Genomic DNA, 14,351 nt, shown 5'->3' with positions numbered 1-14,351 from the left:
ACGGATGAATAGATGAGGAATACTATGAGCGGAAAATACGAAGGTTTGGATAACGATAAACAATTTGGCATGAGTCCGGTCGGGCGGCTGATTCGCGATGCATGGGTGTTTGGCTTACTGCCCGACACCGAACAATGCGAAGGCTGGAGTGCTGGAATGCTGCAAAACCTGTATGAAAAAGTCCATGCAGAGTGGATGAAATACGGGCATTTGCCCAGCCGCCTACCACCGGAATTGCAACAGCGGCACAGCGACATACATAGTCATGCGATTAGTGAGGCGAAAGCCAAGGGTTGGGATGCAGAGTTGGGTGAGGGCGATTAAGTATTTTTTTGGGTGAAGGCAATATATCATCGGCCTATTGATCACCTGTAACCAATGGAAGCTTTTCATGTACAACGTCCGTGACAATGTGCAGGCCAGTTTGGGGCATTTTCGTATGGAAAATTACTGGTTTCGTTACAGTAATTTCGTGCCGCGTTTGTTTAACTGGTGCATCGAACTGGGGTTTGAACCGGGGAAAATCATGCCCTCACGGGCGTTTTGTTCGGATGAGAGTCAAGGCTACCCGGTGATTTTGCTGGCAAAACATTTTGGTATATTTCCATTCAATCATGGGCAAGTGGGCGGGATTATGGCGTGTGACAGACATGGCCCGCACGCACATCACGGTAAAGATTTGGTGATTGTGCATTCCAGCCACGTCGGTTATGACCCCGAAACTATGACTTTTGGTTCTTATCGGCGCATCCAGACGGCGAATCATCGCTGCTCCAGTAACTGCGGTAAAATCCACGCCACTTTGGAGTGGTATCTGCGCGAATACGAGTTTGCCAGCCAAAATATTTTCGTGGATATGCGGGCAGATCATTGCCGTTTAACGCTGGATAACCAGTATTTGTCGCGCAGCCGTGAGCGCAGTCTGGTATTGCATCTGGAAAAGATGGTGGAACACCAGCACGACGGCGAGATGTTGCCGATTGCGATGCAAAGTACCTCGCGCACCTTCATGGCGACCACCACATTTTTCCAGCACATGCGCTGGTTTTTCAATGCAGGCTGCGGCAAGCAACCGATTGGCGATGCGTTGTTGCCGGAATATTTCACTTACCACACCAGCTTGCGCGAAGACACCGATGGCTCGCGTCAATTGGAACAAAACCTAATCGGCGCAATGCCGTGGATTGTCACTTCATCCGAACCCATGCTGACAGCGGCGCAAGCCAATACGCAAGCCGAATTTGACCGCGCTTACCGCAGCATTTCGCAGGATAAAGCGTATCGGGGGCGTAATTTGCTCTACATTGCAGGCTTGCACGTGGATATTTCACCTTCACCGGAGCAGGCGTTCGTATTAACCAAATTCATCCCTTGGGCAGCGTTTGTGCAATTGAAAAATGGCGAGCGTTATGTGCTGGAGCAGGAAGCACTGTTTGCGCGTTTGCAAGCGTGTAACACAGACAACCCGCAGCAATTGGGCTTAGATGCGGCGATTCAGATGATGGAAGACGAGGAAGAAATCCACCTGCACTTGCCGTATTAGCTTCTTGATGTAATCGCTTAAATCGAACGTTACATTAGAAACAATCATCTTTTAATTTCATTAGCACCTGCTTATACTGCGCCCAATCCCATCAGTTTTATAGATTGTTAAAGATTAGTTAATTTGTTTTTTATCAAAAAAGGAAGCTTATCATGTTCGAGAATAAAGAAGGCCAACCAGTCCCTAACGTGACGTTTCGCACTCGCCAAAACAACGCTTGGGTTGACGTGACCACTGACGACGTATTCAAAGGCAAAACCGTCATCGTTTTCTCACTGCCGGGTGCATTCACCCCGACTTGTTCTTCTACGCACGTACCGCGTTACAACCAGTTGGCTGATACCTTCAAGCAACACGGCGTTGATGAAATCGTTTGCATGTCCGTCAACGACACCTTCGTCATGAACGAGTGGAAAGTTGACCAGAAAGCCGACAAAATTACCTTCATCCCAGACGGCAACGGCGACTTTACCGACGGCATGGGTTTGCTGGTCGATAAGCAAGACCTCGGTTTCGGCAAGCGTTCATGGCGTTATTCCATGCTGGTAAAAGACGGCGTGGTTGCTAAAATGTTCATCGAACCCAACAAACCGGGCGACCCGTTTGAAGTTTCTGACGCTGACACCATGCTGGCTTATGTTGCACCACAAGCGACTGCCCCGGCTGACGTGGTAGTATTCACGCGCCCAGGATGCCCGTTCTGCGCCAAAGCTAAGGGTCTGTTGCATGACGCTGGCGTTGATTTCGACGAACTGGTATTGAACCAAGATTACACCAACCGCAGTTTGCGTGCAGTTGCTGGCGTTGACATGGTTCCACAAGTCTTTATCAACGGCGCGTTGATTGGCGGTTCGGATAAACTCGAAGCGTGGTTGAACGCACGATAAGACCCCTCGATAGGTAGAGACGCAAAATTTTGCGTCTCTACGGCTGGTTGTATAAAGTACAGCAAGAATTACGGAGCAAAGCATGAGCCAACATTACGATTTAATCGCCATCGGCGCGGGCAGCGGTGGTTTGTCAGTGGTCGAAAAGGCTGCGAAACATGGCGCGAAGTGCGCAGTCGTGGAAGTCAATGATGACCTCGGCGGTACGTGCGTCAATCGGGGTTGCGTCCCCAAAAAAGTGATGTGGTTTGCCGCGAACTTGGCTCATGCCCAGCACGATGCACAGGATTACGGTTTCGCCACTGTTCCCGGCAAGCTCGATTGGGGCAAGCTGGTGAACAAGCGCGACAACATGATCGGCGGGATTACCGACTGGTACATGGATAGCTTTTTGTCCGAAGCGGGTATTGATCTGATCCAAGGGCAAGCGCGTTTTGTCGATGCGAAAACGCTGGAAGTGAACGGCGAAACCTATACCGCTGACCATATCGTGATTTCTACGGGTGGTCGCCCGATTGTGCCAACGGATATTCCGGGGGCAGAACATGGCATCAGCTCCGACGGCTTTTTCGAGTTGGACGAGCAGCCTGCAAAAGTCGCGGTTGTCGGCGGCGGTTACATCGCACTCGAACTGGCGGGCGTGCTGAATGCTCTCGGTTCAGAAACGCACATGTTGCATCAAGGTTTCCCCGTGCTAATCGGTTTCGATAGCTTGATGCAGAAAACCCTGCGCACGCAAATGGAACATGATGGCATTGTGTTTAACGACACGGCGAAAATTGCCAGTGTGGAAAAGCAGGCTGACGGCAAACTTACCGTGAACTATGCAGATGGCAGCACCTTAAGTGATCTGGATCAGTTGTTGTGGGCGATTGGCCGTAAGACTAACACCGACGATATTGGTTTGGAAAACATCGGTTTGCCACTCGCACCCGGTGGTTTCATCGACGTGAATGAGTATCAGGAAACCAGTGTTCCCGGTGTTTACGCGATTGGGGACATTATCAATAAGCGCGGTGTGCAACTGACCCCGGTAGCGATTGCAGCAGGTCGTCGCCTCGGTGATCGTTTATTCGGTGGCATGAAAGACCGCAAGCTGGATTACAGTCTGATTCCAACCGTGATGTTCACGCATCCGCCGATTGGCACGATTGGTTTGTCGGAAGAAGCGGCGCGGGAAAAATACGGCGATGCGGTTAAGGTGTACAGCACCGAATTTACCCCGATGTATTATTCCTTCGTCAAGCACAAAGCCAAGACCGCGATGAAGCTGGTTGTGGTTGGCGAAGACGAAAAGATCGTCGGTTGCCATGCGATTGGTTTAGGCGTGGATGAAATGATGCAAGGTTTCGCAGTTGCTATCCGCATGGGTGCGACTAAGCAGGACTTTGACGACACCATTGCGATTCACCCCGTTAGTGCCGAAGAAATGGTCACAATGAAATAATTGGGTGGCATTGTCCACCACCGTAGAGACGCAAAATCTTGCGTCTCTACCCCCTGCCCCGCGCTTACAGTTTTTCTAAATTCGCATACCCCAACACCAGCCACTTCACCCCGGCAGTTTTGAAATTTACCTGCACCCGCGAGTGCGCTCCCGAACCTTCAGAATCCACGATCACTCCATCGCCAAATTTGGCATGGCGCACCCGTTGCCCGATCCGATAGCCGACTTCGCTTTCGGCGTATTTGTTTGGGGTGCGTACTGGTGCGGGCGGCGTAACCGGACGGTAGCCGCCGCCATCGGTGTAACGGGTGGGCTGATACGCTTTCACTTTCGGGCGCACTTCTTCCACCAATTCCGGCGGTAATTCGCGCAAGAAACGTGACGGCGGGTTGAATTGGGTACGCCCGTGCAACATGCGCTGTTCGGCGTAACTCATCACCAGTTCTTTTTCCGCACGGGTAATGCCAACGTAGCACAGGCGGCGTTCTTCTTCCAACCGTGCCGGGTCATCGGCGGACATTTGGTGCGGGAACAAGCCTTCTTCCAAACCGCACAAAAACACCAGCGGGAATTCCAAACCCTTGGCAGAGTGCAGCGTCATCATTTGCACGCAATCTTCACCGGCTTCGCCCTGACCTTCGCCCGCTTCCAACGCGGCGTGCGAGAGGAAGGCGGAAAGTTCGCTCATATCCGGGGTTTCTTCGGATTGCACGTAGGTGTAACCCTGTGCGGCGGTGACTAATTCGTTGAGGTTGTCGACGCGCCCTTGCCCCGCTTCGCCTTTTTCTTTGGCGAGAAAATGCGGCTTGAGTCCGGCAAGCTCGATGACGATTTCGACTTGTTCGCGCAAGGGCAGGCTGTGAATGTCGCTCGCCATGCGTTTGATCAGTTGCACGAAACCGAGTACGCCATTGCTGGCACGCGGGGTGAAATCGCCGATGTCAGCGGCTTGCGCGGCGGCTTCCCATAAGGACAGATTGGTGGCGCGGGCGTGGCTGCGCAGGATGTCGACGGTGCGTTCGCCAATACCGCGCGGTGGGTGATTGACGATGCGTTCAAACGAGGCATCGTCTTGATGGTTAACGGTGAGGCGCAAATACGCCAGCGCGTCCTTGATTTCGGCGCGATCAAAGAAGCGTAAGCCGCCGTAGACGCGGTACGGAATACGGTTTTCATTGAAAGTGCTTTCAAATACCCGCGATTGGGCGTTGGAACGGTACAAAATGGCAACGTCGCGACGCATTCCACCCTGATCCACCCATTTTTGAATGCGTCCGGCAACAAAGCGGGCTTCGTCGATTTCATTGAAGGCGGCGTAGAGGTGCAGGCGTTCGCCGTCTTTGCCATCCGTCCACAAGTTTTTGCCCAAGCGCCCTTTGTTGTTGCTGATCAAGGTGTTGGCGGCGTTGAGGATATTCGCAGTAGAACGGTAATTTTGTTCCAGCCGCACCGTTTCGCAATCGGGGAAATGTTTGGTGAAATTGCGGATGTTTTCGATCTTTGCGCCGCGCCAGCCGTAAATCGACTGGTCATCATCGCCCACCGCAAATACCGGATTCTTATCCCCCGCCAGCAGGCGCAACCATGCGTATTGCAGCGCGTTGGTGTCTTGGAATTCGTCCACCAAAATGTGGCGGAAACGGTTACGGTAATGCTGTTGCAGGTCGGGGTTATCGCGCAGCAATTCCAGCGAGCGCAGCAACAGTTCGGCGAAATCGACCACGCCATTGCGTTGGCAGGTTTGTTCGTACACGCTGTAAATTTGCACCATTTGGCGTTGGTTGAAATCGCCTTTGTCTTCAATGTGGTGCGGGCGCGAACCTTCGTCCTTACGCGCATTGATAAAACCGGCGACCTGACGCGGCGGGAAGCGGGTTTCGTCGAGTTCCAATGACTTGAGGATGCGCTTGACCATCCGAATCTGGTCTTCGGAATCGAGGATTTGGAAAGTTTGCGGCAATTTGGCTTGCTGCCAGTGCAGGCGGAGCAAACGGTGCGAAATGCCGTGGAATGTGCCAACCCACATGCCGCCGCTGGGCAGTTGCAGCAGGTCTTGGATGCGCCCGCGCATTTCTGCCGCCGCTTTGTTGGTGAAGGTCACGGCGAGGATACTTAATGGCGAGACATTTTCGACTTCGATTAGCCATGCAATGCGATGTACCAGCACGCGGGTTTTGCCGCTGCCTGCGCCTGCGAGGACGAGGACGGATTTGGGCGGCGCGGCAACGGCGAGTTGCTGCTGCGGGTTTAGGGGGGCGAGTATAGGGGATTGGGTATTATTCATCGTGTGATTGTACTGTAAAAACGCATTAAATCAGAGTTAGCCATGTGTTATTCCACCACCCCATGCAATTCTGCCTCACCCATCCAGTAGCATAATAACGGTGCAGGCAAGCGCATAATGTTAATCCCTTCTGGTGTTCCCGCCAGTAGCCCGAAATCATCCAAGGCTTTAGTGACGACGTAACCGCGACTGATATTTTTTTGCTGGCACAATTCCATCAAGCCCTTGAGTTCGCGCACGCCCGTGTGTTGGGTGCGATATTTCACTTCAAATGGCACAATTTGCCCGCCGACTTCTGCGACAACATCGACTTCGCGCTCCTGTTTACCGCGCCAATAGGTGAAACGTACTTGTTGGGCATAATAACGGGCGAATAAGTGACGAAAAACGGCTGTTTCGGTCGCTACACCCAGTGCTGTCGGGTCATCGAGGATGTTTTTGCCTTTCAATAAGACAGCGGAGGAAATCGCCGCGTCCGCCAGATACACTTTGTAACGCGCCCGCAACACATCTTTGCCATAGCCTAATGGCGGTAAACGATAGATCAGGTGGGTAGCTTCCAGCAATTCGATAAAATGTTGTGCCGTGGGGCGTTTAACTTGCAGGTTGCTACACAAGTCGGTCATATCCAGCAGCCCGCCATCGTGCATACACAGATACAAAAAGGTGTGTTCCAAATCTAAAATACGCCGCACCCCAAACAAAGCGGTCATATCACGTTTCAGCACTTTGTCGATAATGTCTTCGCGTAGCAGGCGTTGGGCTTGTGCCACGCTCTCAATTTGTGCCGTTTGCGGAAAACCACCACGCACCAGATATTCATGAAAATGCCCGGTATACGGTGCAGCTAACTCGGTGACACGGTAAAAATCGGGTGCTGTCCAATCGAACAAATGGCGCAATGAACGCAGTGGCGGTAATTCAGGCAATGCGAGTTGTTTGATGTGCAGGTATTCATAAAACGACAAGGTGGTAATACGGATAGCGTGCCAACGCCCGACCCCGGATTCCTGATCTGCTTCCAACAAGGGCGTGGCTGAACCCGTAAATACAATGCGGCGATCTTTAATAAAATCAATCTGATGTTTGACCCACGTTCCCCAATCGCGAATAAATTGCGCTTCATCCAAAAACAAGTATTCGATGCCTTCGGTACGCGGTTCACGTTCACGCCAAGCGGCTAACACCGCATCAATACCGCCTAATTTGAGCATGGGATGATCAAAAGTGACATACAAAATATTGGCGGCTGGCACACCTTGTTGCAGCAAATCTTCAATGCACTGTAGCAACAAAGTCGTTTTGCCGACCTGCCGCGCTCCCGATAGCAATACCGCACGGTGAACCGGCGGCTGTGTGACCCATTGATTGAGTTCATGCCAAGCGGCACGTTTCCAAGCAGGCAAACCGGCTATATGCCCACCACGCCACCAAGGGTTAAACTGTGCGAGTACGCTGATGAGTTCAGATGGTGATATTTTCATGGAAATAATACTAAATGACTTATTTAGTTAAAGTATAGTTTAACTATTTTGAAAATTTTAGCTAATTTTAGACTTTTCAAATCACTGTGATTGAGGAAACCACCATGCAAATCTGGGTCGATGCCGATGCCTGCCCCAATGTGATCAAGGAAATCCTATTTCGCGCGGCGGAACGTTTACAAATTCGCACCACCTTGGTGGCGAATCAGCCTTTACGCATTCCTCCATCGTTGTACATCAAAACGATTCAAGTGCAGGCGGGCTTTGATGTGGCGGATAACCGCATTGTGCAAGATTTGGCAGCAGGTGATTTGGTGATTACCGCCGATATTCCGTTGGCGGCAGAGGTTATTGAGAAAAAGGGACACGCCCTCAACCCACGCGGGCAGTTTTACACCCCGGAGAATATCCGCGAACGTTTGCGGATTCGTAACGCGATGGAGGAAATGCGCAACAGCGGCGTGATGACCGGCGGGCCTGCGACCTTGAGCTTGAGTGATCGGCAGGCATTTGCGAATCAGTTAGACCGTTTCCTCACCCGCCATCACAAACCGGTTGCGAAAACTTAAACGCAACGCACGCCCGTACCGCCTAAACCACAGTACCCGCCCGGATTTTTCGCCAAGTATTGTTGGTGATAATCTTCCGCGTAATAAAACGTCGGTGCGGACAGCACTTCCGTAGTGATTGCCGGATAACCCGCAGCCTGCAACGCCGCTTGATAAGCCGTCAAACTCGCTTGCGCCGCCGCGTGTTGTTGCGGGGAAAAGGTGTAAATGCCGGAGCGGTATTGCGTGCCAACATCATTGCCTTGGCGCATTCCTTGGGTTGGGTTGTGCGCCTCCCAAAAAATGCTTAGCAAGGTTTCGTAACTCGTTTTCGCCGGATCAAACACCACCAACACCACTTCGTTATGCCCGGTCATACCCGAACACACCTCGCGGTAAGTCGGGTTGGGCGTATGACCAGCGGCATAACCCACCGCAGTGGTATACACACCGGACGCAGACCAAAACTTACGTTCCGCCCCCCAAAAACACCCCAAACCGAACATTGCCTGTTCAAAACCTGCCGGAAACGGCGGCTGCAACGGCTGACCATTTACATAATGGCGGCTTTCCACCGGCATCGGCTCATCACGCCCCGGCAATGCATCGCCAGCTTCGGGCATAACTGCTGCTTTAAATCGACCAAACATAGCAACCTCCGTAAACGCTAAAACCAGTGAATGTCACTATGCCACGTAACGGGTGTTATCCGCTAATTCCGCCTCTTCAAAGCCCTTACTGCGCAAACGGCACGCATCGCATTCGCCGCACGCCTCACCCTGCGCATTCGCGGCATAACACGTCACGGTCGCGGAATAATCCACCCCCAAACGAATGCCTTCACGAATAATATCCGCTTTGGTCAACGCAATCAGCGGGGTATGCAAGGTAATCGGCGCACCCTCGACCCCGGTTTTAGTCGCAAGATTCGCCATCGTCTGAAATGCTGCAATGAATTCCGGGCGGCAATCCGGGTAGCCCGAATAATCCACCGCATTCACCCCGATAAAAATGGCTTGCGCACCCAGCACTTCCGCCCAACCCAATGCAATCGACAAAAACACCGTATTACGGGCAGGCACATAGGTCACAGGAATACCCTGCGTCGGGCTGGTCGGCACCTCAATGCGATCATCCGTTAACGCCGAACCACCGAAACGCGACAAATCCAGATCAATGATTTCGTGACGAACCGCGCCTTGACGCTGCGCTTGCTCAAGTGCCGCCTGCAACTCCGCCGTGTGGCGTTGCCCGTAACGAAAACTCAGCGCGTAACACGCATAACCTTGCGCGATAGCCATTGCCAACACCGTCGCGGAATCCATCCCGCCAGAAAGAAGTACTACTGCTTTTTTCATTCATAAACCTTGAGTTAATCGGCTTTATCGAAATACTACATCGCTTTCAGACGTTCCATCAATCCATATAACCCAATCTGAGTGGTCTGCTCATCTATCGGGAACACGCTCTCCTGTGGTGTCACCACATAACTGTGTTTGGGTTTGATGTCCTGCTGTGAGATGTAAAAGCCTTTACTGATTTTGGGGCGTGGATTACGCTTGATTTCGATCGCCAACTTGCTTTGATCTGGAAATAGCAGGATCAAGTCAATTTCAGCCCCTGCACTGGTGCGGTAAAAATAGGGAATGACCGAATCAGGTGCAGCCGCCAGCAGATTCTCGATCACAAAGCCTTCCCAACTTGCCCCAGAAACCGGATGCATAATCAGTGTATCCCAGTCCTGAATCGTCAGTAGCGCGTGCAACAAACCACTATCCCGAATATACAATATCGGTGTTTTCACCAGGCGTTTGCCGATATTAATGTGGAAAGGCTGCAAACGACGCACCAGCATCAAATCAACCAACAAATCGGTATAGGCGATGATTTTACGGTAATCAATCCCCAAATTATCTGCAATCACCGAGGCATTAAACGGTTGCCCCTGTAAATGCGCCAACATCAGCCATAAACGCTGCATGGTTTCCTGCGGCACGGAGCGGTCAAAAAACGGAATGTCTTTTTCCAGATAGCTGCGAATCAGGTATTTACGTTTACGGAAGCTATCTTCATCTGACGCGGCGAGGTAACTTTGCGGAAAACCGCCGCGAGTCCAGAGCTTTTCGATATTTTCCTTGCCCACTTCCATCGCGTGCAGCGGTGTCATGTCCAAATAAGCGACTCGCCCCGCCAGCCGTTCACCTGCCTGTTTCATCAAATCCACCGATGCCGAACCCAGCAACAGGAACTGCCCAGACTCGCGCCCTTCACGCCTACGCTTGTCGATAACACCGCGCAAAACGGGGAATAAGTCCGGCGTGTTCTGGATTTCATCGAAGATTACCAATTCATCCTTGTGCTGCTCACAAAATAGCTTGGGATTTTGCATCACGCCTTCGCGCTCAACGTAATCTTCTAGGTCAATGTAGATCGCTTTGTGCGTGGTGAGCAGATGTTGTGCCAGTGTGGTCTTACCCACTTGACGTGCGCCGAGTAGCACAACAGCAGGTTGAGATTGCAGGGCTTCAATGAGCGTTTGGGTAAGAGTTCGCTTGATCATCCTTGTAAATTATCATTCATATTGATAATTTACAAGGATGACTGGCGTGCTGTGACTTTTCATTGCACTCACTGCCCATATCCGCTATTAAATAAACAGCCTTCGCCATCAAACAGGTTTGCCCCATGCCGATTGCCCGCAACCCCGCACAGCACAACTACCATTGGATTCCGCGTGAAGCCGAAACCGAATTCCAAAACCTGCTGAAAGACGGCAAAGCCTACGTGTTGCCGCTGGTCGGGGTCGGTGGTGCGGGCAAAACCAGCTTGTTGAGGCGTTTTTTCAGTTATTGCGAACGCAATGAAATCCCCGCGCTTTACATTGATTTGCCGCGTTTGATCGTGTCGGGCGCATTGGATATGTGGCTGCGGGTTGAAACTGTCCATACCAAAGCCTTTGACGAACACCGCAAAAAACTGAATACCAGTTACGAAACATTGAGCGCGATGCTGCAACCCTACGGCGACAATGCCAGCGGTGCGGCAGAGTTATTACAGAAAGGCGTGGGCAAGGATGAGAATTACGGGCTGGCAGTAGGCGCAATCCGTGATGCTGGCAAGCTAGTGTATGAATTTTGGCAACGCAGGGAAAACCAACAACAGCAAGAATTGCTGCAAAAACCAGAAGAAACCTTATTACGCGCCTTGGCTAAGGACTTCCAAAAACACGGTGTCATCCTGATTGACACGTTGGAACAAGCGGGTAAACAAAATCTCTCAACCCGTTTGCGCTTCCGTGATGATGGCGAGTTGGAAACACCTGCCGCCGAGCATCCGCGTACTGCCAACCTGATTGAGTATTGTGCAGGTATGGCACATTTCTTGTTCGATAAGCCTGTCATTATGGTGTTGGCAGGTCGTCCGCCAGCCATCCGCGAATTGGGAGCGTTGCCCTTGGATTATTTTGCCCCAACGGTGGATGTCCCCGCGTTTACTGCTGACGAAATCCGCACCTATCTGGAAAGCAGTTTGCCGCGCCAGATTACGCCCCCGCAAGACAGCGACATTAGCAAGCTGCAACAACTGACCCTTGGCAACCCCTTCTTGCTGGAGCGGGTAGTGCGCCTGTTGGCAGACTGGCAACCGACGTGGGAATGGAAGGTGGAGCAATGGCAACCATTACTCAACAGCTTCCAACAGGACGAACGCCACGGGCTGCTGCTGTACGTCACCCAACGCCTGCTCACGCATGTGCTACCCGACGACCGCGCTTTCTGGCGGCTGGCACTGCCGCGCCAATACATCCACCGCGACATGGCAGAACTGCTGTTCCCCAAAGACGAATTCGGCGAACAATCCGGCTTGCAACGACTGAAAACCTACGAAGAAAAAGGCACGGTTTACCGTGAGCAAGACCCCGACCGCTACTTCCTGCACGATGAAACCCGCGCAGCCTTCACCGCGTGGGCGAAGCGGGAAAAGATTTGGCTGGATAAGACAGCATTAGAAATTCATGCCAACCTTGCCGCATGGTTCGATCAACAAAGTGGTTGGCCTGATAAATACCCCGATCCGAAAGCCAAAACACCGGAAAATGACAATGCACTTTTACTAGAAGGTGCGTATCACACGTTTATGGCAGACTTCGGCTTTGAACAACGGGAGCAAGGCCAAGATAAAGAAGAATTCTGGAAAATGCTGGCGGGTTCATTATACCGCTCAAATGCTTGGAAACGGCAACGTGTTGATCTGCTTCCCAATGAAGAACCACGTAAAACTTCCGAACTGTTAAAAGCAGATTGGGATTATTGTTCAGCCCGTTTCCAAAATCACACGACCCAATACTTGACCCAAAAAGCCAGCCGTGGGGATTTGCCTGCTGATTGGCAAGATAATGAATCCACTCTCCGCGAACTGCTAAAAACAACGCCTGATGACCCTGAAGTGTGGGGACTAATGGCAGAAGTTGATTCCCTGCCAACTGATGAGCGTGAGCAACACCACAGAAAAGCACTTGAACTTGCTCCAAATAATCCAAACAGATTAGGTAGATTTGCAAAGTTCATGGGGATAAAACTAAACAATTACGATGAAGCTGAATATCTTTTGCAAAGGAGTATTGAAGCCGACCCGAAGAATGCTTATTGGCTTCATGATTTTGCCCTCTTCATGGAAACCATCCGCAAGGACTTCAACCGCGCCGAAGCTCTCTACCAGCAGGCCATCGACGCTGATCCCAGCCATGTCCGCAACCTCGGCAATTTCGCCATCTTCATGGAAACCATCCGCAAAGACTTCGACCGCGCCGAAACCCTCTACCAGCAAGCCATCGACGCTGACCCCAATCATGCCCGTAACCTCGGTTGGTTTGCCAACTTCATGTACTCCACCCGCAAGGACTTCGACCGCGCCGAAACCCTCTACCAGCAAGCCATCGATGCTGACCCCAAGCACGCCAACAACCTCGGCAACTTCGCCATCCTCATGGAAGACACACGCAAGGACTTCGACCGCGCCGAAACCCTCTACCAGCAGGCCATCGACGCTGACCCCAAGCACGCCCGCAACCTCGGCAACTTCGCCATCCTCATGGAAGACACACGCAAGGACTTCGACTGCGCCGAAACCCTCTACCAGCGGGCCATCGACGCTGACCCCAAGCACGCCCGCAACCTCGGCAACTTCGCCGACTTCATGAAAACCATCCGCAAGGACTTCGACCGCGCCGAAGCCCTCTACCAGCAAGCCATCGACGCTGACCTCAACCATGCCAACAACCTCGGCAACTTCGCCGACTTCATGGCAAACATCCGCAAGAACTTCGACCGTGCCGAAGCACTCTACCAGCAAGCCATCGACGCTGACCCCAACGATGCCTACAACCTCGGCAACTTCGCCGTCTTCATGCAAAACACCCGCAAGGACTTCGACCGCGCCGAAACACTCTACCAGCAAGCCATCAACGCTGACCCCAACCATGCCCGTAACCTTGGCAACTTCGCCACCTTCATGGAAAACATCCGCAAGAACTTCGACCGCGCCGAATCCCTCTACCAGCAAGCCATCGACGCTGACCCCAGCCATGCCAACAACCTCGGCAACTTCGCTGCCTTCATGCAAAACATCTGCAAAGACTCTGACCGCGCCGAATCCCTCTTACAGCAAGCCATCGACGCTGACCCCAACCATGCCCGCAACCTAGGCTGGTTCGCCGTTTTCTTGCACCTGTACCGCAAAGATTACCCGCAAGCCCAACAGCTTTATCACCGCGCATTGGAAATCGTACCGGACTATGCCAACGTCATGGCAAATCTGGCGCAGCTTTACCTGATAGAAGGCGACAAAACCCAAGGCAAAACCCTCATCGACCAAGCCTTTGCCACCAATCCCGAAGCAGCAGACCTAAAGCTAGAACTCTGGTTCTACCGCCTCGCCCATTTCCCACAAGACTACCCGCAAGCTCAAGCCGAAATCATGGCATTGCTGGAAACGGGCGCACGCTCGGAAGGCTGGGACTTTTCCGGCAACATTGCGCAAGCGGAGAAAGACGGGCATCAAAATATTGCGTTGCTGCGGACACTCGCTGACACCATCAGCGGGCGGACAAGTGAAACGCAAGCCTCTATACTGTGATGAAAACACAAAAGCAGGAAACCACC

General features: G+C 52.2%; 11 protein-coding genes. 6 read left to right on the top strand and 5 right to left on the bottom strand.

The window, feature by feature from the left end; translation table 11 throughout:
- The first annotated feature begins 24 nt into the window (after window positions 1-24).
- From J9260_RS01330 to gorA, 4 genes are all read left to right on the top strand, one after another.
- On the top strand, window positions 25-324 hold the full coding sequence (locus J9260_RS01330; protein WP_246499567.1) for a hypothetical protein: 300 nt from the start codon (window positions 25-27) through the stop codon (window positions 322-324).
- A gap of 67 nt (window positions 325-391) precedes the next feature.
- Window positions 392-1,543 (top strand): hypothetical protein, encoded by a 1,152-nt coding sequence (locus J9260_RS01325; RefSeq protein ID WP_210219270.1) that lies wholly within the window; start codon window positions 392-394, stop codon window positions 1,541-1,543.
- A gap of 152 nt (window positions 1,544-1,695) precedes the next feature.
- Entirely contained in the window at window positions 1,696-2,430 is a 735-nt protein-coding gene (locus J9260_RS01320; protein WP_210219269.1) for a glutathione peroxidase, read from the top strand.
- Between the two features lie 82 nt (window positions 2,431-2,512).
- Window positions 2,513-3,877, top strand: a complete 1,365-nt coding sequence (gene gorA, locus J9260_RS01315; RefSeq protein WP_210219268.1) for a glutathione-disulfide reductase — start codon at window positions 2,513-2,515, stop codon at window positions 3,875-3,877.
- A 64-nt stretch (window positions 3,878-3,941) separates the two neighbouring features.
- Here gorA and uvrD read toward each other — a convergent pair whose 3' ends face one another.
- Both uvrD and J9260_RS01305 read right to left on the bottom strand, forming a co-directional pair.
- Window positions 3,942-6,161, bottom strand: a complete 2,220-nt coding sequence (uvrD, locus tag J9260_RS01310) for a DNA helicase II (protein ID WP_210219267.1) — start codon at window positions 6,159-6,161, stop codon at window positions 3,942-3,944.
- A gap of 47 nt (window positions 6,162-6,208) precedes the next feature.
- Window positions 6,209-7,645: an ATP-binding protein gene (locus J9260_RS01305; protein WP_210219266.1), complete on the bottom strand. Its 1,437-nt coding sequence runs from the start codon at window positions 7,643-7,645 to the stop codon at window positions 6,209-6,211.
- Window positions 7,646-7,749: 104 nt separating this feature from the next.
- On the opposite strand from J9260_RS01305, the gene J9260_RS01300 reads away from it, so the two are divergent.
- Window positions 7,750-8,214, top strand: a complete 465-nt coding sequence (locus J9260_RS01300; protein WP_210219265.1) for a YaiI/YqxD family protein — start codon at window positions 7,750-7,752, stop codon at window positions 8,212-8,214.
- Here J9260_RS01300 and msrA read toward each other — a convergent pair.
- From msrA to J9260_RS01285, 3 genes are read right to left on the bottom strand one after another with little or no spacing between them, the layout of a single operon-like run.
- Window positions 8,211-8,843, bottom strand: a complete 633-nt coding sequence (msrA, locus tag J9260_RS01295; protein WP_210219264.1) for a peptide-methionine (S)-S-oxide reductase MsrA — start codon at window positions 8,841-8,843, stop codon at window positions 8,211-8,213. The two genes, J9260_RS01300 and msrA, sit on opposite strands and share 4 nt — an antisense overlap.
- Before the next feature lie 36 nt (window positions 8,844-8,879).
- A complete protein-coding gene (queC, locus tag J9260_RS01290) occupies window positions 8,880-9,551 on the bottom strand; it encodes a 7-cyano-7-deazaguanine synthase QueC (RefSeq protein ID WP_210219263.1) in 672 nt (223 codons plus the stop codon).
- Window positions 9,552-9,586: 35 nt separating this feature from the next.
- A complete protein-coding gene (locus tag J9260_RS01285) occupies window positions 9,587-10,753 on the bottom strand; it encodes an ATP-binding protein (RefSeq protein ID WP_210219262.1) in 1,167 nt (388 codons plus the stop codon).
- 125 nt (window positions 10,754-10,878) lie between these two features.
- Here J9260_RS01285 and J9260_RS01280 point away from each other — a divergent pair, with 125 nt between their 5' ends.
- Window positions 10,879-14,325 (top strand): tetratricopeptide repeat protein, encoded by a 3,447-nt coding sequence (locus tag J9260_RS01280; RefSeq protein WP_210219261.1) that lies wholly within the window; start codon window positions 10,879-10,881, stop codon window positions 14,323-14,325.
- The last annotated feature ends 26 nt before the right edge of the window (window positions 14,326-14,351 follow it).

This window comes from Thiothrix unzii (assembly GCF_017901175.1).
GTDB classification, from domain to species: domain Bacteria; phylum Pseudomonadota; class Gammaproteobacteria; order Thiotrichales; family Thiotrichaceae; genus Thiothrix; species Thiothrix unzii.
This window is presented reverse-complemented; position numbering and strand designations above follow the sequence as displayed.